General features: G+C 71.0%; 11 protein-coding genes and 1 pseudogene. 6 read left to right on the top strand and 6 right to left on the bottom strand.

All coding sequences use genetic code 11. The annotated features are described in order from the left end of the window. The 4 genes and pseudogenes from ACGFSA_RS27205 to ACGFSA_RS27190 all read right to left on the bottom strand — a co-directional run. Window positions 1–368: pseudogene (locus ACGFSA_RS27205) on the bottom strand (hypothetical protein); the annotation flags it as partial. Window positions 369–767: 399 nt separating this feature from the next. Then, window positions 768–1,874 (bottom strand): peptide chain release factor 2, encoded by a 1,107-nt coding sequence (gene prfB / locus ACGFSA_RS27200; RefSeq protein WP_393308539.1) that lies wholly within the window; start codon window positions 1,872–1,874, stop codon window positions 768–770. Between the two features lie 78 nt (window positions 1,875–1,952). Next, window positions 1,953–3,191 carry a serine/threonine-protein kinase gene (locus tag ACGFSA_RS27195; protein WP_393308537.1) on the bottom strand — a complete coding sequence of 413 codons (1,239 nt, stop codon included), beginning with the start codon at window positions 3,189–3,191 and terminating at the stop codon, window positions 1,953–1,955. Window positions 3,192–3,347: 156 nt separating this feature from the next. Continuing rightward, window positions 3,348–5,012 carry a serine/threonine-protein kinase gene (locus tag ACGFSA_RS27190; RefSeq protein ID WP_393308535.1) on the bottom strand — a complete coding sequence of 555 codons (1,665 nt, stop codon included), beginning with the start codon at window positions 5,010–5,012 and terminating at the stop codon, window positions 3,348–3,350. A 479-nt stretch (window positions 5,013–5,491) separates the two neighbouring features. Between ACGFSA_RS27190 and ACGFSA_RS27185 the strand changes: the two genes are divergently transcribed. From ACGFSA_RS27185 to ACGFSA_RS27160, 6 genes are all read left to right on the top strand, one after another. Next, window positions 5,492–8,839: an FHA domain-containing protein gene (locus ACGFSA_RS27185; RefSeq protein WP_393308533.1), complete on the top strand. Its 3,348-nt coding sequence runs from the start codon at window positions 5,492–5,494 to the stop codon at window positions 8,837–8,839. Window positions 8,840–9,132: 293 nt separating this feature from the next. Continuing rightward, the gene (locus ACGFSA_RS27180; protein WP_393308531.1) at window positions 9,133–10,500 is read left to right on the top strand and encodes an ABC transporter substrate-binding protein; all 1,368 of its coding nucleotides are present in this window, start codon (window positions 9,133–9,135) and stop codon (window positions 10,498–10,500) included. A 4-nt stretch (window positions 10,501–10,504) separates the two neighbouring features. After that, a complete protein-coding gene (locus ACGFSA_RS27175) occupies window positions 10,505–11,890 on the top strand; it encodes a carbohydrate ABC transporter permease (protein ID WP_393308529.1) in 1,386 nt (461 codons plus the stop codon). A gap of 97 nt (window positions 11,891–11,987) precedes the next feature. After that, window positions 11,988–12,863 carry a carbohydrate ABC transporter permease gene (locus ACGFSA_RS27170; protein WP_393308527.1) on the top strand — a complete coding sequence of 292 codons (876 nt, stop codon included), beginning with the start codon at window positions 11,988–11,990 and terminating at the stop codon, window positions 12,861–12,863. A 182-nt stretch (window positions 12,864–13,045) separates the two neighbouring features. Then, window positions 13,046–15,361: a CDP-glycerol glycerophosphotransferase family protein gene (locus ACGFSA_RS27165; RefSeq protein ID WP_393308525.1), complete on the top strand. Its 2,316-nt coding sequence runs from the start codon at window positions 13,046–13,048 to the stop codon at window positions 15,359–15,361. A gap of 57 nt (window positions 15,362–15,418) precedes the next feature. Continuing rightward, a complete protein-coding gene (locus ACGFSA_RS27160; protein WP_393308523.1) occupies window positions 15,419–17,620 on the top strand; it encodes a CDP-glycerol glycerophosphotransferase family protein in 2,202 nt (733 codons plus the stop codon). Between the two features lie 98 nt (window positions 17,621–17,718). Here the strand turns inward: ACGFSA_RS27160 and ACGFSA_RS27155 are convergent, their stop codons facing one another. Both ACGFSA_RS27155 and ACGFSA_RS27150 read right to left on the bottom strand, forming a co-directional pair. Beyond that, window positions 17,719–18,093 (bottom strand): hypothetical protein, encoded by a 375-nt coding sequence (locus ACGFSA_RS27155; RefSeq protein WP_393308520.1) that lies wholly within the window; start codon window positions 18,091–18,093, stop codon window positions 17,719–17,721. A gap of 82 nt (window positions 18,094–18,175) precedes the next feature. Then, window positions 18,176–19,693 carry a methyltransferase domain-containing protein gene (locus ACGFSA_RS27150; RefSeq protein ID WP_393308518.1) on the bottom strand — a complete coding sequence of 506 codons (1,518 nt, stop codon included), beginning with the start codon at window positions 19,691–19,693 and terminating at the stop codon, window positions 18,176–18,178. Between the last annotated feature and the right edge of the window lie 2 nt (window positions 19,694–19,695).

Here is a 19,695-nt window from a genome sequence, read left to right as displayed (position 1 = left end):
CCCGCACCAGCCTGGTCACCCGCACCACCCTGGTTACCCGCACCAGCCTGGTCACCCGCGCCACCCTGGTTACCCGCACCAGCCTGGTCACCCGCGCCACCCTGGTTACCCGCACCAGCCTGGTCACCCGCGCCACCCTGGTTGGCGGTGCCGCCCGGGTCGACGCCACCAGGTCCCCCGCCGTTATCACCGCCGGCCTCGCCGGCGATGCCGACCTGGGCGTTGACGGAGGCGTCACCGGCGTCCACGCCGATACCGATACCGATACCGACGGCCGAAGCCGCACCGGCAGCGGTGAGCGAGGCACCCGCGGCGATTACCGCACCTGCGGCTATCCGCGCGACGCGGACCCGCGTCTTCTTGGTCATCTGCTGCTACCCCCAGTAGCTGTTCTCGTCAGTGGAGCAGCCATATGCGGGCTCACGGCTCTGCCGGGGGGCACTCGGCCGGGGCCACGTCGTGCCGTAGCCAAGCCACCCTCCCCGTTCACACCTGTCCCAGACATACGCATGCTGCAGTAGCACCCTGTCCACAGATAAGGACGACGTCAAGCCCGTTCCACGCAATGTGCACCGTTTTGCGGCCGGTTGACCGTCATTCAGAATCACGACTGTGACGCAGTCACCACGGCGCCCACGCAACTCGCAGCCCCAACTCCCCTTCCCGGGGCGGAATTCCGTGTACCTGCCCGGCCGGGCCGGCTGCCGAAAACGGCGGTGCCGGAACCCCCTGAAGGGCCCGGCACCGCCGTTCGTACGCTTCGGTGGTTACTTCTCGCGCTGCTTCCGCCAGCGGATGCCCGCCTCCAGGAAGCCGTCGATCTCGCCGTTGAAGACCGCTTCGGGGTTGCCGATCTCGAACTCCGTGCGCAGGTCCTTGACCATCTGGTACGGGTGCAGGACGTACGAACGCATCTGGTTGCCCCAGGAGTTGCCGCCGTCGCCCTTGAGCGCGTCCATCTTGGCCTGCTCCTCCTGGCGGCGGCGCTCAAGGAGCTTCGCCTGGAGGACGTTCATCGCGGACGCCTTGTTCTGGATCTGTGAGCGCTCGTTCTGGCAGGAGACGACGATGCCGGTCGGCAGGTGGGTCAGGCGCACCGCGGAGTCGGTCGTGTTGACGCCCTGGCCACCGGGACCGGAGGAGCGGTACACGTCGACGCGGAGCTCGGACTCGTCGATCTCGATGTGGTCGGTCTGCTCGACGACCGGCAGCACCTCGACGCCCGCGAAGGACGTCTGGCGACGGCCCTGGTTGTCGAAGGGCGAGATCCGGACGAGCCGGTGGGTGCCCTGCTCGACGGAGAGCGTGCCGTAGGCGTACGGAACCTGGACGGCGAAGGTGGTCGACTTGATGCCGGCCTCCTCCGCGTACGACGTCTCGTAGACCTCGGTCTTGTACCCGTGCCGCTCGGCCCAGCGGATGTACATGCGCTGGAGCTTCTCGGCGAAGTCGGCGGCGTCGACGCCACCGGCCTCGGCACGGATGTTGACCAGCGCCTCACGGGAGTCGTACTCGCCGGAGAGGAGGGTACGGACCTCCATCTCGTCGAGCGCCTTCTTGACGGACTCCAGCTCCCTCTCGGCCTCGGCGAGGGTATCGGCATCGCCCTCGTCCTCGGCGAGCTCGAAGAGAACCTCAAGATCGTCGATACGGCCGCGGAGTGCCTCGGTCTTGCGGACCTCGGCCTGGAGGTGCGAAAGCTTGCTGGTGATCTTCTGCGCCGCCTCCGGGTCGTCCCAGAGGGACGGCGCCGCCGCCTGCTCCTCGAGCGCGGCGATGTCCGCCCTCAGCGCTTCGAGGTCCAGGACGGCCTCGATCGACCCCATGGTCGAGGAGAGGGACTTCAGCTCTTCGGAAATATCGACGACTGCCACGGGTCCAGCGTAACGGCTGTCGGCTCGGACCATCCCCGGGCCGTCCTTTCCACGGGGATCCGTGCGGTCGCGGCGCGGTTACGGAGCCGCCGGCACCGAGTTCTTCGTGTCCTGCGGGGTCGTGTCCGCGTCATTGCCGCCGAAGGCCAGCCAGCCGCCCACGCCCAGGGCCACGCACAGCACCAGCGCCACCGCGCCCAGCGTGATGCGGCGCTTGCGGATGGCCGCCGACTTGTTCCGCGCCGAGCCCGGACGGGGCTGGCCCGGGGCGCGGGGGGCCCGGGCGGTGCCCCGGGGGCCGCCGGAGAGCTCGTCGGGGCCCGGGACGCGCATGCTGGTGTGGGTGTCCCTGTTGGAGTCCGGGGAGGCGCCGGGGACCAGCGGGACCGCGCCACGACGGCGGGGTTCGTCGGGGGCCGGGGCGTACTGCTGCTCGTCGTAGGGCTGCGGTTCCGGTTCGGCGCCCGGCTCGTCGACATCCAGGGGCGGGATGCCGGCCAGGTGCGGGAGCTGCTCGCGCAGACGCGCCGCGAGCTCGGAGGCGCGCAGCCGGGAGGCCGGGGCCTTGGCCAGGCACTGCACCAGGAGCTGCCAGAGCTCCTCGGGGATGCCGGGAAGCGGGACCACCGTCTCCGTGACGTGGCGGCGCAGCACCGCGCCGGGGTGGCCGCCGCCGAAGGGCGTGAAGCCCGCGAGGAGCTCGTACAGCACCGTCGCGAGGGCGTAGATGTCGACGGCGGCGCGCGGCGGGAGGCCCTCGACGATCTCGGGGGCCAGATAGTCCGGCGTACCGATGATCTTCGTGGCCTTGGTGCGGCGCGGGGTGTCGATCAGCTTGGCCACGCCGAAGTCGGTGAGCAGCGCGGGGTGCGAGCCGCCGGGGCCGAGCGGTCCCTCCATGTCGAGCAGGATGTTCTCCGGCTTGACGTCGCGGTGGACCACTCCGGCGGCGTGCGCCGCCGCGAGGCCGTCCGCGACGTCCGCGATGATCGCGACCGCCGCCTCGGGGGCGAGGCGGCGCTCGCGGTCGAGGCGGGTGCGCAGATCCGTACCGCGTACCAGATTCATGACCAGCGCCAGGTCGTTGCCGTCCACGACGAGGTCGTGGACGCCGACGATGTGCGGGTGGTCGAGCCCCAGCAGGGCGGTGCGCTCCTGGACGAAGCGTCCGACCAGCTCCTGATCGGACGCGAGGTCCTCGCGGAGCAGCTTGATGGCGACGGGGCCCTCAGGACCCTCGCCGAGCCACACCGTGCCGGCGCTGCCGCGCCCCAGGATCTGGTGGGCGGTGTACCGGCTGCCGATATTCCGTGCCAAGACTGCTCCCTCAGCGGCTGGCGTTGGACCCCCGATCGACAAAGTTACGCGGCGATCGGGGTGTTACGTGCCCTGGATGGCGCCGACCTTCACTTCTGCGGGCGAAATCGCTCCGCAGAAGTCGACAAAGCTACGAAGTTGGTGATGCGGGCTCGGTCAGCCGCCACTGCTGCTGCCCAGTTTCGAGAGCCAGTCGGTGACGGAGGAGACCGCGTCGCCGATCGCCTGCCAGTAGCTCTGCCCCTGCCCGATCCAGTTCTGCAGCGGCGTCAGTTCCCAGATCAGCCAGCCCGCGACGAAGAGCAGCACCACTGTGAAGAGGCAGCCCTTGAGACAGCCGAGACCCGGGATCTTCATCGGGTTGGCGCTGCGCTGCCTCGGCTCGCGGGGCTGGCGCGGGGCCGGCTGCTGGGGCGCCGGCTGCTGCGGAGGTGCGTACTGCTGCTGGGGGTGTTGCGGTTGCTGGCGGCGCTGGGGGTACTGCTGGGGCTGCTGCTGCGGGTACTGCTGGCGCTGCGGCTGCTGCGGGTACTGCTGGTGCTGCGGCGACTGCTGGCGGTGCTGCGGAGCCTGCTGCGGCTGCTGGCGCTGTGGCCGACGGCGCAGCGGATCCTGGCTCGGATCGAGGTACTGGACCTGCGTCTGCTCGTTGCGGTCGCGGGCCGCCTGCAGCTGGGACTGCCACGGGTGCGGGCCGTCGGGCTGCGGCGGGCCGTCGGGGCGCTGCGGTACGGGCGGCATGACCGCGGTCGGGTCGGCGTGCCCGCCCTGGCCCTGCCCCTGTCCGTACCCCTGGCCGGGTGAGTGCTGCATGACGCTGGTCGCCGCGTTCGGGTCGTACGCGCCCGCATTGCTCGGCAGCACCTGCGTCGGGTCGGCCGCACCGGGGGTCTCCGGAACGGCTGCGGGCGCCGGGTCGGGCGCGAGCAGGGCGCCCACGCCGTCGGCGGCCGCGATCTGCGCCGAGGTGGCGTGCACACCGATGCCGGCCGCGACGGTACGCAGGCCGCGGGCCAGGTTCTCCGCGCCGGGCCGTTGGTCCGGGTCCTTGCTCAGGCAGCGCTCCATGACCGTCCAGAGCGGCGCCGGGACGGTGGTGGGGCGGCGGGGCTCCTCACTGAGGTGCCGGTGCAGGACCTCGAGGGCCGTGCCGCCGGCGAACGGCGGGCGCCCGGTGACCAGCTCGTACAGCAGGATGCCCGCGCCGTAGATGTCGACGGCGGAGGTCTGCGGGCGGCCCTCGGCGGACTCCGGCGCCACATAGGCGGGCGTGCCGACGAACTCATGGGTCCGGGTCAGGCCCGGGGAATCGGCGAGCCGTGCGATGCCGAAATCGGTCAGCATCGGATGCATCTGGCCGTCGCGCTCGGACAGCAGGACATTCGCCGGCTTCAGGTCGCGGTGGACGACACCGTCGGCGTGGCTGGCGGCGAGGGCGTCCGCGATCTGGGCGGTGAGGAGGGAAGCGGCGACCGGGGTGAGCGGGCCGTTCTCGCGGAGGTAGCGGTGCAGGTCGGGCCCGTCGACCAGATCCATCACGAGGGCGAGGAGATCGCCTTCGACGACCAGGTCGCGGGTGCGCACGATGTTCTCGTGGGTGAGCCGCAGCAGCACGGACCGCTCGCGCAGGAACCGCATCACCACGTCCGCGTCGTTGGCGAGCTCCTCCTTGAGGACCTTGATAGCCACGGTCTCGCCGGGCTGGCCGGCGACGGCCGCCTCGGTGCCCGCGGTCTCCCGCTGGCGGGCGCGCCAGACGGTGCCCGTCGCGCCGCGTCCCAGCGGCTCTTCGAGCAGGTACTTGCTGCCTACCGGCCGCACGTCATGCGCTCCCTGCTGATCGTGGTGGTTACGGCCTCCCGGAGCACGCCCCGGGAGTTTCCGGCCCACTCTAATGCCGCTCCGACGGCTTCGAACGGGTCACCGGTCGGTCACCTTCCGGTCGTGGACGAGGTGTGAGCCATCGTGTCCGAAAGAAGACGCCCACACCGGACAGATGGTTGCCGTACACACGTGCGCCTGGCCGGTTTCCGATGGTTGCCCCGCTTCTGTGCACGGCTCCGGATACCGGCCCAAGCAGGCACTTTTGGGTTCACAGCCGACCTTTCAAGATCACTTCGAGGTGGCCCCCGGGCGCGTTGTCAGCGGCAGGTGCGAGGATGCCTCCAGCACGGAACTGTGGGGTCGGAACCTCGCGGTACGTGACGACCTGTACCGGACGACGCGTCCGTGCCGGGTGGGGGGAATCACAGGGCGTTTCCCCTGCCGGGCACCCCGCGCAGAAGGGACCGCTGACGGCGATGCAGATCCGGCTGACCGTCCTCGCGCCGCGCAGCGGCCAGACCCCGGCGCGCGCCTGCGACGTGCTCGTCACCGCCCCCGCGGGGACGGCACTCGCCGCCGTGGCCTCCAACCTGGCCGCCGCCGTTTCCGGGCCCGACGGCTCGCTCGGCAGCGGAGCGGTGGTGCTGTTCGCCGGCCGCGACCGGCTCGACGCGCAGCGGTGCGCGCTCGGCGAGCCGCCACTGGTCGACGGCGCGGTGCTCTCGCTCCAGGTCCCCGGGGAGGACGAGTCGGCGGCCGACGCCGTTCCGGCGCAGTTGCACGTGGTCGCGGGGCCCGATGCGGGCGGCGTCCATCTGCTGCACGGCGGACAGATACTGATCGGCCGGTCCGCCGACGCGGACGTCCCGCTCGACGACCCCGATGTGTCCCGGCTGCACTGCGCGGTGACGGTCTCCGAGGACGGCGCGGTCTCGGTCGCCGACCTGGGCTCCACGAACGGCACCTCCCTGGACGGTACGGAGGTCCGCGACCGCCCGGTCCGGCTGAGGCCGGGCGCGCTGCTGCGGCTCGGCGAATCGACGCTCCGGCTGACGTCGGGCTCGCCCACGCCGTCGCTGGCGACCGCGCCGGACGGCGAGGGGCATCTGCGGGTCGCACGGACGGCGGGCGGGAGCCTCTCGGAGGTACCGGACGGGTACGCCACCGGTCATGCGTACAGCGCGGGCGCCGCACCCGTGGCCTACACGGACGGCGCACCGGCCGGGTCCGACGACGGGGGCGTACGGGGCACCGCCCGGCGGGCGTCCGGCCGATTCCCGGACGACGAGACACCCCGGCGCGGCGGGATAGGGGCCTGGGCGCGCCGGCTGGCGGGGAACAAGGGCGAGCCGGTGCACGAGGCGGCGCCCGACGAGGCGGGGGCGGTGGGCCTGCCGGGCCCGCTCGCGTCCGTACCGCGCCCGCGCTCGCCCTCGGCGGGGACATGGCCCGACCCGGCGGCCATGCTGCTGACCGCGCTCGGGCCCGGACCCCGGCTGTGGGAGCGCGACGCCGAGCACCCCGAGGCGCTCGTGGTCCGGCTCGGTACCACGGACCGGGCGGAGCTGCCCGCCGTGCCGGTGACCGTGGGACTTCGGGAGGCCGGTTCGCTGGGGCTCGCCGGTCCGCGGGAGCGGCTGGCCGGGCTCGCCCGCTCGACGGTGGCACAGCTCGCCGCGCTGCACTCCCCGGCCGACCTGGAGATCGTGCTCATCAGCACGGACCGTGCCCGCAGCGCCGACGAGCGCAGGCGCGAGTGGGTGTGGCTCGGCTGGCTGCCCCATCTGCGGCCGATGCACGGACAGGACTGCCGGCTGCTGCTCGCGTACGACCGTGAGCAGGCGACGGCGCGCACGACGGAGCTGGTGCGCCGACTGGACGACGGGCCGCTCGGCACCGACTGGGCCAGCGTCGACCGGAGTACGGTCGCCGAGGCCGCCCGGCGGTACAAGGGGCCGTTCACCGTGGTGATCGTCGACGGCGACCCCGGATCCGCGGTACTGCGCGAGACCACGGCACGGCTGGCCGCCGCGGGTGCGGCGGCCGGGATCCATCTGATCTGTCTGGCCGAGACGCCGGCCGCGTCGCCCACCTCGCCTGTCGCGGCGACATACGAGGCGGCCTGCCATGCGTCGATCGCGTTCCGTGAGTGTGGAGCGGTGGCGATGCTGAGCGGCGACGTGGCGACGGCACTGCGGCTGCTGCGCACGGCGGGCGGACAGGCCGCGGGCCACGGCACGGTGGCCACGGTGGACGCGGTGTCGGCGGCGTGGGCGGAACGGTTCGGGCGGGCGCTGGCACCCTTGCGTACGGAGGGTCCGGCGACGGCGCCCGGCCGCCCGCCGGCGGCAGCCCTCCCCCGGTCCGCCCGCCTGCTGGACGAACTGGGCCTGGCCAGAGCCACCCCGGCCTCCCTGATGGCCCGCTGGGCCTCGACCTCCGAGACCCAGCCGGGGGCGACGGTGCGTGGGTCGGGGAGCTGGAGAGGCGGTGGCGGCGGGACCGCTCCCGGCGGTGCCGGTGATCCGGAGGCGGCTGCCGTGGGCGCCCGTGGTTCGGGCCGTACGGCATACCCGGACACCGACTCGTCCGGCTCGGGCCGCACCCACCACCCCGCCGCGCCCGCACCCCGCGTCGGTGCGCGGCGTTACGGCAGCGCGTCCGGCGACTTCGCCGGCTCCCGAGCCGTTCCCGGGGCGGAGCATGCAACAGACACCGGCATGCCCGCGGCCGCCACCGCCGCGCCCGGCGCCGCAACCCCGCCGCCTCCCGCCTCCGCCGTCGCCTTCGCCGGGCGGCCCGTCGTCGTTCTCGGTGCCGGGCCCCGGGGTGCGGTCAGTGTCGATCTGGCTGATGAAGGGCCCCACCTGCTCATCGAGGGCCCGGCCGGCAGTGGACGTACGGAGTTGCTGCGAGCCGTCGCCGCCTCGCTGGCCGCTGCCGCGCGTCCCGACCGGCTCGGCATCCTGCTGGTCGACGGAGCCGGTGGTGAACGCGGCGAAAGCCTGCACCCCTGCGCGGAACTCCCGCATGCGTTCACCCATTTGGTCGCCTCCGATCCGGTCAGAATGCGCGAGTTCGCCCAGGCCCTGGGTGGCGAGCTGAAGCGGCGGGCCGAGCTGCTCGGGCGGCTCGACTTCAACGACTGGCATGCCCGGCACGACGTGGCGCAGCAGACGGTCGGCCGACGCGCCCCCAGCGCCGCCGAGCAGCGCGGTGACCTGGACCCGGCGATGAGCGGCACGCTCCGGCTGCGGCCCGCCGCCGCGCGGTCCGCGGATCCCGGTCCGTCGCCGCTGCCCCGGCTCGTCGTGCTGGTCGACGACTTCGACGCCCTGGTCGCCCCCGCGCTCGGCAGCCCGGGACGGCCCGCCGCCGGTTCGGTCGTACGGGCGCTGGAGTCCGTCGCCAGGGACGGTGGCCGGCTGGGCGTGCATCTGGTCGCGACGTCCGCCCGCGCCGACCGCACGGAGGACACGGAGCTTGCCCGTGGGGCGCGGCTGCGCGCGGTGCTCGACGCACCCGTCGCCACACCCTCGCCGGAGGATCCGGCACCCGGCCGCGGTCGGCTGGGGCATCCGGACGGGCGGGTGACGCCGTTCCAGGGCGGCCGGGTCACGGGCCGCATTCCGCGCACCGCGACCCTGCGGCCCACCGTCGTCCCACTGGAGTGGGAGCGGATGGGCGATCCGCCGACCCGGCGCCCGGTCCGGGAACTGGGCAACGGACCGACGGACCTGGCGCTGCTGGCCAGCGCGCTGGAGCGGGCCGCCCGTTCGGTGAACGCCGAGCGAATAGCTCCGCTCGCGCCCTACCACTCCTGAGGCGTCCTCGCCCCGGTCGCCGGCGCGTCCTCGATCTCTCCCATGGCCTCAAGGGCATGGGAGGGACCCCCTCGACGGGCTTCATCCGCAAGCCCGTCCGGCGATCCGAAAATGCCTGACTTCACGTCACGAGCCCATCACAATCGATTAGTTGGGGCTGAAAGCGGTATTGCGGCGTCCGCGCACCGGGCGTAGGACTGGTGCGCACAGGACGACCTGATGGGCGAGCGGCACCGCCGACCGACCGGCGGTCCCGCCCGTCCGTTCACGCGCACAGGAGAGACGGGGCAGCGATGCGCACAACGCTTCGGATTCGCAGGGCCGCGATGGTGTTCACCGCCGTCGGCGCACTGGCCCTCACCGGCTGCGGCGACGACGGCGGCAGCGGAAAGGGAAAGACGGGCGGAGGGTCCGGCAGTGACGAGCCGAGTTCCTCGGCCGTCGCACTGCCCAAGCTGGACGGCGAGAAGATCTCGGTCGCGGCCGTCTGGACCGGGCCCGAGCAGGCCAACTTCATGAAGGTCCTCAAGGAGTTCGAGAAGCGCACGGGCGCCACGGTCACCTTCGTCCCGGCACAGGACCCGATCGTCAACTTCCTCGGTACGAAGATCGCGGGGGGCCAGCCGCCGGACGTCGCGATGATCCCGCAGGTGGGTGCGATCAAGCAGGCTGTGGAGAAGAAGTGGGCCAAGCCGGTCGGCGCCGACGCGAAGGCGCAGCTGGCGAAGAACTACGCGAAGGTCTGGCAGGACCTCGGCGCGGTGGACGGCACCCAGTACGGCGTCTACTTCAAGGCCGCCAACAAGTCCCTGATCTGGTACAACGCCAAGGCGTTCGAGAACGCGGGGGCGAGTGAGCCGAAGACCTGGAAGGACTTCATGGCGACGGCCGAGAAGGTCTCCGCCTCGGGTGTCACCCCGGTCTCGGTCGGCGGCGCGGACGGCTGGACGCTCACCGACTGGTTCGAGAACGTCTATCTCTCCCAGGCGGGCCCGGAGAAGTACGACCAGCTGGCACAGCACAAGATCAAGTGGACCGACCCGTCCGTCAAGGACGCGCTGACGACGCTCGCCGAACTCTTCGGCAAGCCGTCCCTGATCGCGGGCGGCGCCGACGGTGCCCTGCAGACGGAGTTCCCGGTCTCGGTCACCCAGACCTTCACCGGCGGTGACCAGCCGAAGGGCGCCATGGTCTTCGAGGGCGACTTCGTCGGCGTCAACATCGCGCAGACCAAGGCGAAGATCGGTACGGACGCCAAGGTGTTCCCGTTCCCGGCGGTCGGCGCCGAGTCGCCCGTGGTGACGGGTGGCGACGCGGCAGTGGCGCTGAAGGACAGCAAGGGTGCCCAGGCCCTGCTGACCTGGCTGGCCTCGGCCGATGCCGCGAAGATCTGGGCCGAGCAGGGCGGGTTCATCTCGCCGAACAAGTCCCTGGACACCGCCGCGTATCCGAACGAGGTGCAGCGCACCATGGCGAAGGCACTGATCGCGGCCGGTGACGCCGTCCGGTTCGACATGTCCGACCAGGCCCCGCAGTCGTTCGGCGGGACGCCCGGGAAGGGCGAGTGGAAGACGCTCCAGGACTTCCTGAAGAACCCGAAGGACATCGCGGGGACCCAGGCGAAACTGGAGTCCGACGCGGCCAAGGCGTACAAGAGCTGACGGGATGACGACAGCGACAGCGGGGGGCACCGACGCGGTGCCCCCCGCCGACAAGCGTCCCCCCGAGCGCTCCGAGCGCCCTGATCACACAAGCACGCGCCGGAGTGTGACCGGCACCCGGAAGATCATCGCGACGCTCTTCCTGCTGCCCGCGCTGGTGCTGCTCGGTGCGCTCGTGGTCTATCCGATCGTGTACTCCGTCTACCGGTCGTTCTTCGACCAGGCGGGTACGGGCTTCGCCGGCCTCGACAACTACAAGGCGCTGTTCACGGACGACACCATCCGCACAGCGGTCAAGAACAACGCGATCTGGGTCGTCTTCGCGCCGACGATCTCCACCGCGCTGGGGCTGATCTTCGCGGTGCTGACCGAGCGGATCCGCTGGGGCACGGCGTTCAAGCTGATCGTCTTCATGCCGATGGCGATCTCGATGCTGGCGGCTGGCATCATCTTCCGGCTGGTGTACGACCAGGCGCCGGAGCGGGGGGTCGCCAACGCCGTCTGGGTGGGCGTGCACGACACGTTCGCGGAGTCGGCCGGCTATCCGAAGGCACACCCGCTGCCGGTCCATCCGCTGAAAGCGGGCGGCGGCGGGTCGTTCGTCACGAAGGCGCCGGTACGGGCCGGTATACCCGTGCGATTGCCGCTGGTCGGTGTGGCGCCCGCGAAGATGCCGACGGACGCGAAGCCGGCGAAGGCAGCCCCGACGGAGTCCGGGAAGGTCACCGGCACCGCGTGGCTGGACTTCACCATGGGCGGCGGTGGGAAGCCCAATGTCGTCGACGCCAAGGAACTCGGCCTCAAGGGGCTGAAGGTCGAGGCGGTCAAGGACGGCAAGGTGGTCGGCTCGGCGACGGCGGCCGCGGACGGTACGTTCACTCTGCCCGCCTCCGCCGAAGGCGCCTTGCTCAGGCTTCCCGCATCGAACTTCAGGGAGCCGTACAACGGGGTCGACTGGCTCGGCCCGTCCCTGGTGACGCCCGGGATCATCGGGAGTTACGTCTGGATGTGGGCGGGCTTCGCCATGGTGCTGATCGCGGCGGGCCTTGCGGGTCTGCCGCGTGAACTCCTCGAAGCGGCCCGGGTGGACGGGGCGAACGAGTGGCAGGTGTTCCGCCGGATCACCGTGCCGATGCTCGCGCCCGTCCTGGCGGTGGTGCTGGTCACCCTGATGATCAACGTGCTGAAGATCTTCGATCTGGTCTTCATCATCGCGCCGGGCTCCTCCCTCGACGACGCGAACGTCCTGGCGCTGCAGCTGTACCGGTCCTCGTTCGGCACGGACGCGGATCTCGGGATCGGCAGCGCCATCGCCGTACTCCTGCTGCTGCTGGTGATCCCGGTGATGATCTTCAACATTCGCCGGATCCGCAGGGAGGGGCGCCGATGACGACTCCGTCGACCACGGCCGCCTCCGGCCGGGGGTCCGGGGGTTGCCTCCCGGGAAAGCACAGCGACATTCGCCGGATACGGAAGGAGGGGCGCCGATGACCACCCCTACGATGAAGGCGACGCAGTCCCTCGGCTCACGGATCGCGGCCCGCACCGGCGGCGGCGCGATGCGGGTCTTCCTCCTCCTGGTGGGCCTGTTCTGGCTGATGCCGACCATCGGGCTGCTGCTCTCCTCGTTGCGCGGCGCCGACGACATCGCGGCGACCGGCTGGTGGAAGGTCTTCACCGCTCCGTCCGAGCTCACCTTCGACAACTACAGCCGGTTGCTGGACAATTCGACCATCACCCACTCCCTGGTGAGTACGGTCATGATCACCGTGCCCGCGACCGTCCTGGTCGTGGTGATCGGTTCACTGGCCGGGTACGCCTTCGCCTGGCTGGACTTCCCCGGCCGCGACTGGTGGTTCCTGCTGGTCGTCGGGTTGTTGGTGGTCCCCGTGCAGGTCGCCCTCGTCCCGGTCTCCAAGCTCTTCGGCGAAATCGGGATCTTCGAGACGACCTTCGGCGTGATTCTCTTCCACACCGCCTTCGGGCTGCCGTTCGCGATCTTCCTGCTGCGGAACTTCTTCGCGGAGATCCCGCGTGAACTCCTGGAGGCGGCACGGCTCGACGGGGCCGGCGAGATCCGGCTCTTCACCCGGGTCGTGATGCCACTGGGCGGTCCGGCGATCGCCTCGCTGGGGATCTTCCAGTTCCTCTGGGTGTGGAACGACATGCTGGTCGCCCTGATCTTCGCGGACTCCGACTCCCCGCCGATCACTGTGGCGCTGCAGCAGCAGGTGCGGCAGTTCGGCAACAACATCGATGTGCTGGCGCCCGGCGCGTTCGTCTCGATGGTGATTCCGCTCGCGGTGTTCTTCGCCTTCCAGCGCCAGTTCGTCTCCGGTGTGATGGCGGGCGCGGTCAAGTAACCGCACACCGAACCGACCGCAATCCACCAGCTGTACGTCAACGTGGGGCGGGTCCCGTTACCCCTAACGAGACCCGCCCCACCTGCCACTTCGCGCGAACGCCACGTTCGGCGTAACCTTCCCACCCCATCGGTCGTTTGCGGAACACCCGCCCGCGCCAGCGAACGACCCATGGATGTGTTGTGCCCCGGTTCAGTGTCATCGTGCCCGCGTACCAGGTTCAGGCGTATCTGGACGAGAGCCTGGACTCGGTGCTGACCCAGTCCTTCGAGGACTTCGAGATCATCGCGGTCGACGACTGCTCCCCCGATTCCTGCGGCGCGATCATCGACGGGTTCGCCGCCCGCGACAGCCGGGTACGGGCCCTGCACCTGCTGGAGAACGTGGGTCTTGGCCTCGCCCGCAACGCCGGGATCGCGCAGGCCACCGGCGACTATCTGATCTTCCTGGACAGCGACGACACCCTCGCCCCCGGCGCCCTGCGGGCCATCGCCGACCGGATCGGGGAGACCGGCGAACCGGACGTCCTGGTCTACGACTACGCCCGGACGTACTGGACCGGCGAGAGCGTACGCAACACGCTCGCCGAGCATCTCGCCGAGACCGGCCCTGTCACGTTCACGCTCGCCGACCGGCCCGGACTGCTGAAGGTCCTGATGGTCGTCTGGAACAAGGCGTACCGCCGAACGTTCGTCGAGGCCGAGGGGTTCACCTTCCCGCCCGGCTACTACGAGGACACCCCCTGGACCTACCCGGTGCTGATGGCCGCCGGTTCGATCGCGGTCCTCGACCAGGTGTGCGTCGGCTACCGGCAGCGGCGTCAGGGCAACATCCTCTCCACCACCAGCCGCAAGCACTTCGACATCTTCGACCAGTACGACCGGGTCTTCGCGTTCATCGACGCCCGCCCCGCACTCGCCGCGTGGCGGCCGCTCATCTTCCGCAGGATGCTCGACCACTTCTCGACGCTGTTCACCACCCGCGGCAGGCTGCCGCACGGCAGCCGCACCGAGTTCTTCCGCCGAGCCCGCGCCCACTGCGCCCGCCACCGCACCCCCGGCGCGCCCGCCACGCGCCGCACCCGGCTGCGCCACGGACTGATCCGGGTCGGCGCCCACCGCACGTACCGTGCCCTGTGGTCCGCCAAGCTGCTGCGCGGGCGGCTGCGCCGGCTCACCGGGGCCGTGCGCCGGGTGGCGCGGGCCGCCTCGCTCCAGGCCTACTACCGCATCCAGCTGCGGCTGCCGGTCCGCGCGGACCGGGCGGTGTTCGCCGCGTACTGGCACCGCGGCTACGCCTGCAACCCGGCGGCGATCGAGGCGAAGGCCCGCGAACTGGTGCCCGGGCTGCACACGTCCTGGATCTGCCGCCCCGAGGACGCGCACACCGTCCCCACCGGGACCCGTCCGCTCGCCCCGGGGACGTACCGCTACTGGCAGGCTCTCGCCCGCTCCACGTACCTGGTGAACAACGTCAACTTCGACCGACGGCTGGTGAAGCGGCCCGGCCAGGTACTGCTCCAGACCCATCACGGCACCCCGCTGAAGACGATGGGCCTGGACCTTCGGGACCGTCCCGCGGCGGCCCGCTCCATGGACTTCGAGCGGCTGCTCGCCAACGTCGACAAGTGGGACTTCTCCCTCTCCGCGAACCGGCACTCCACCCTCGTATGGGAGAAGGCGTATCCGTCGGGATCGGCCGGCTGCACGACGCTCGAGTACGGCTATCCGCGCAACGACCTCTTCCACCGGGCCACCGCCGCCGATGTGGCGCGGCTGCGCGAGTCGATCGGCGTCCCCGAGGGCGCCACCGCCCTGCTGTACGCCCCCACCCACCGCGACTACCGGCGCACCCAGCACCTCGACCTCGACCTGGAGCGGGTGGTCCGGGAGCTCGGTCCGGGCTTTGTGATCCTGACCCGCGCGCACTACTCGTACGAGGCTCCGCTGGTCCGCGAGCCGCACCCGCGGATCATCGACGTCAGCGGCCATCCGTCGGTCGAGGCGGTCGCGCTCGCCTCCGACGCCCTGGTCACGGACTACTCGTCGCTGATGTTCGACTACGCCAATCTGGACCGGCCCATCGTCATCCACAGCAGCGACCGGGAGGCGTACGAGGCCGCCCGCGGCACCTACTTCGACCTGCACTCCTGCCCGCCGGGCGCGATCGCGCACAGCGAGGACGAGCTGCTCGACATCTTCGCCACCGGCCACTGGCGTGGCTCCCGCTCCGCACAGCTGCGGGCGGTGTTCCGGGCGCGGTTCTGTCCGTACGACGACGGGCACGCGGCGGAGCGGGTGGTGCGCCGGGTCTTCCTGGGCGACACCGACGTGCAGGTGACCGCGGTCCCGCCGGCGGAACAGCGGCCGGTGCCCGTCGTCGTACGTGCGCCCGCCACGGATCCGGGACCGCCGGCCTTCCGGGGCCGCTCCGGCGGACGGCAGGCGGCGCCCGCCGAGCACGGCCTCGCCGGGACGCAGTCCGTCAACGGGACCTGATCGCCGTCTCTCCTCCCAGCTTTGCCCCACTGTGCCAGTGACCGAGAAAGAGCGTGTATGCCCCGGCTGAGTGTCATCATCCCCGTCCGTCGCGCCCGCGGACATCTGCGCGAGTGCCTGGAGTCGGTGCTCTCACAGTCGTTCACAGACATCGAGGTGGTCGGTGTCGATGACGGGGCGCCGGACGGCTCGGGACTGCTGCTCGACGAGTTCGCCGCCCGGGACGACCGAGTGCAGGCCCTTCACCTCCCGGCGGACGAGGGTGCGGGCGCCGCCGGTCGGCGCAACGCCGGGGCGGAGCGGGCGCTCGGCGACTACTTCCTCTTCCTGGAGGGCAACTTCGTCCTGTTGCCGGGCGCGTTGCAGGCCGTCGCCGACCGGCTCGATGCCACGGGCGACCCGGACCTGCTGCTGTTCGGCCACCACAAGCGGCCGTTCCGCGGCCGTCCCCAGCCGACCCGGTCGCTGGAGTTGCTGGGCGAACTGCCCGCGGGCCGGCTCACCCTCGCCGAGCATTCCGGGCTTCTCGACATCGCCCCGGTCTCCTGGAACCGGGCCGTGCGCCGCAGCCTCCACGAATCGGAGAAGCTGGCCTTCGGACCGGGACAGCACGGAGAGCGGATGTACGCGCTCCGGACACTGGCCACCGCCGCATCGGTCGCCGTTCTGCCGCTCGCCTGTGTCGAACACCGCCGACAGCGTTATCTGTCGGACCTCGCCGACGAGTCGGAGCCGACGGACGGCACGACACCGCTCCAGCTCGTGGAGGCGTACACCGGGCTGATGACGTTCCTCCGGGAACGGCCGGTGCTGCACCCGCTGCGCGCCCTGCTCTTCGACCGGGCCGCCCAGGAACTCCTCGGCGGGTATCCGTCGGTGAAGCGGCGCCGCAGGCGGTACGTACGGTCCGTGGCCACGTTCCACCGTACGCACCGGCCCGAGGGGCACCGGTTCCCCGGCGGCGCCAAGGGACTGCGGCCGCAGCTGATCGGCGCCGGCCGGTACGTGGCGCTCGGCGCCCTCGACACCGTGCTCGCCCTGCGCCGGGGTGCGCGCTCCGCACCCGCCGTACTCCGCGCGCTGGCCAAGCGCACGCTGTCCGCGCGCTACTACTGGTACCAGCGCAGACGCCCGCTCGACCGCGGGCTCGCCGTCTACGCCGCGTACTGGAACCGCGGCGTCAGCTGCAATCCGGAAGCGATCTTCCGCAAGGCCGAGGAGCTGGCTCCCGGAGTGCGCGGGGTGTGGGTGGTGTCGAAGAACCAGGTGGACGCGGTGCCGCCCGGCATCGACCACGTGGTGCCGGGGACCCGCCGCTACTGGGCGCTGCTGGCCCGCGCCACGTACTTCTTCAACAACGTCAACTTCCCTGACCACCTGGTCAAGCGCCCCGGCCAGATCCATGTCATGACCCACCACGGCACCCCACTGAAAATCATGGGCCTGGACCAGATGGAATATCCGGCGGCGGCGCAGGGCCTGAACTTCGACCGGCTGCTCCAGCGGGTCGACCGGTGGGACTGGAGCGTTTCCGCCAACCCGCACTCCACGGAGGTGTGGGCCCGCGCCTACCCGAGCGCCGCGCGCTCGCTGGAATCCGGCTACCCGCGCAATGACGTTCTGACGACCGCCACGGGCGCACAGATCGCGAAGATCCGGGCCGGGCTCGGTATCCGGCCCGGGCAGCGCGCCGTGCTGTACGCGCCGACGCACCGCGACTACGAGGCGTCGTTCACCAGCCGGATCGATCTGGAACGGCTCGCCGATGCGCTCGGCCCCGGCACCGTGATCATGGTCCGCGCTCACTACTTCTACGACGGTGCGGGGCTGCCGGACCGTCCGACTCTCCTCGATGTCTGCGACCATCCGCGGATCGAGGAGCTGTGCCTGGCGGCCGACGCGCTGGTGACGGACTACTCGTCGGTGATGTTCGACTACGCGGCGCTGGACCGCCCGATCGTGGTGCACGCCCCGGACTGGGAGACGTACCGCACGGTCCGCGGGGTCTGCTTCGATCTGCTGTCCGGGTCGCCGGGCGACACCCCCGGGGCGGTCTCCACCAGTACGGAGGAGCTGGCCCGGATCTTCCTCGACGGCAGCTGGGACAGCGCGGAGAACGGGGCGCTGCGGGCGGCGTTCCGGGCGCGGTTCTGTCCGTACGACGACGGGCACGCGGCGGAGCGGGTGGTGCGGGCGGTGCTGCTGGGGGAACCGGCGGCGCCCGGCGGGCGTTTGCCATCGATCGCCGGACGGGCTTGATCGTCCCGCCCGGAGATCGATGGCGCACCCGGCTCCGGGGATGCGCCTTATGGCCTGCCCCACGGTAGGGAGTGGGCTCCCGACCGCGGGGGAGGCCGTTAGCGTTGCTGGCCCGCCATGACCGTGGCGAGTCCGATGACGACAAGCAGCGAGCCGCCCCAGGTCCACATCGAGGTCCGCTCGTGCAGCACCGTCGATCCGGCCATCACGATCAGCAAGTAGCCGAGCGCGTTGAACGGGTACGCGATGCTGAGCGGCACCTTGGCCAGTGTCGCCATCCAGGCGAGCGCGGAGACCGCGAAGACGACCAGCCCGAGGATGACCCACGGGCTGGTCGCGGCGCGGATCACGAGCGATCCCCCGTCGCGCCCGGCCGTCGCCGCGGCACCCTTCATACCGTGTTTGAGCATGATCTGGCCGCCCGCCGACGCGAACACGGCGAACAGGAGCAGCGTCAGACTGGGCAGGGTCAAGGTCTTGCTCCTGACTGCGGGGGCGGGCGGCGGCCCGGGTGCGCGTGAGGGGGCGGGCACGGAGGCGGCGGGAGCCGCGGTCTCAGACCCCGATCCGGTCGGCAGGGTCGTACGGTCGGTTGAGGATGTCCTGAACATCGACGTGCTCTCCAGCGATGATCGTCTCGGCCGCATGCGGGGTGAGCAGTGCGACGTGCTGATAGCCGAACAGCGTCGGCCGGATCCGGGTCAGCAGCTTCGAGAGCCCGCTGAGGATCATGGGGAGGGGGCCGCGGCCGCCGAGCAGGGACCAGAACGGCGCCCCGGTGGAGGCGATGTCGAGGACGTCGTAGCCCGCGTTCCGGACGGTGCGGCGGAGGCTGGCCCGGGTGAAGAAACGCAGATGCGTTTCGTCGAGGATGCCGCGCCGGTCGTAGTCGAAGATCCCGAGCGCGACCCGCAGCCGTGAGTACCAGTGGCTGAAGTTCGGCACGGAGAGCAGCACCTGGCCGCCCGGCCGCAACACGGTGGCCACCTCGGAGAGGACACGTTCGGGGCGGGAGAGGTGCTCGATGACATCGCCGGCGACCACGTAGTCGAAGTCGACGCCGATCTCGGCGGGCAGCCCCTCCTCCAGGTTGGCGAGATGGAAGTGTGTGCACTTCTCGCGGACCCCTGGCACCTCGATGTAGTCGACGCCGGTCACTTCGTGGCCGAGGGCTTCGAGGCGCTGGGCGAACAGCCCGCCGGAACAGCCGAGATCGAGCACCCGGCCGGGCGGGAGCGCCCGCATCTTCTCCAGGATGACGGCGTGCGAGGAGCCGTCGCCCTCCTTGAAGGCGTACTCGACCGGCTTGGGGATCCAGGCGCAGGTACCGAACCCCTTGACGGCGAGGCGGTATTCGAGGACGTCCTTGACGACATCCTTCGCGTACTTCATGCCGTTGACGTAACAGATCTCGTCGCCGTAGTACGTCGGTACGGGGATCTCCTTGATCCGCATTCCTTCGTTGAGCAGCTGGACGATGATCTGCGTGTCGAAGTCGAACGCGTCGGTGTTCCGGCCGATCGGCAGTTTCTTGAGTGCCGCGACGCTGTAGGCGCGGTAGCCGGAGTGGAATTCGGTGAGCTGCGAGCCGAGGAGCCCGTTCTCCAGCCGGGTGAGAATGCGGTTGCCGAGCCATTTGTACATCGGCATGCCGCCCTTGAGGGCGCTGCCGGACTTCATCATCCGCGATCCGAACACGGCTTCGCATTCGCCGCGTTCAATGGGGGCGACCATGTCGGGAAGCAATTCGGGGGCGTACTGTCCGTCGGCGTGCAGCAGCACGATGATGTCGAGTCCGTGTTCGGCGGCCAGCGCGTATCCGGCCTTCTGGTTCCCGCCGTACCCGAGGTTCTTGGTGTGCCGCATCACGACGGTCCGGGGCATCCCCTCCGTCTGGGACCAGCGGCATCCTGCGGTGAAGGTCGCGTCATGGCTCGCGTCGTCGAGAATGAGGACCTCCGAGATCCGGGACCGGAAATCCTCCGGAATGCGGTCGAGGGTGTTCTCCAGCGTCGTCTCGGCGTTGTACGCGACCACCAGGATGCCGATCCTGGGGCTGGTGCTTTCCTTCACGG

It is taken from the genome of Streptomyces sp. NPDC048496, from assembly GCF_043200055.1.
GTDB lineage: Bacteria > Actinomycetota > Actinomycetes > Streptomycetales > Streptomycetaceae > Streptomyces.
Note: the sequence above shows the minus strand (reverse complement) of the source record. Positions and strands in the feature narration are given on the sequence as shown.

Coding starts and splice junctions, on each gene's coding strand:
- ACGFSA_RS27180 (WP_393308531.1), top strand. CDS start 9,133: ATGCGCACAACGCTTCGGATTCGCAGGGCCGCGATGGTGTTCACCGCC.
- ACGFSA_RS27175 (WP_393308529.1), top strand. CDS start 10,505: ATGACGACAGCGACAGCGGGGGGCACCGACGCGGTGCCCCCCGCCGAC.
- ACGFSA_RS27185 (WP_393308533.1), top strand. CDS start 5,492: ATGCAGATCCGGCTGACCGTCCTCGCGCCGCGCAGCGGCCAGACCCCG.
- ACGFSA_RS27170 (WP_393308527.1), top strand. CDS start 11,988: ATGACCACCCCTACGATGAAGGCGACGCAGTCCCTCGGCTCACGGATC.
- ACGFSA_RS27160 (WP_393308523.1), top strand. CDS start 15,419: ATGCCCCGGCTGAGTGTCATCATCCCCGTCCGTCGCGCCCGCGGACAT.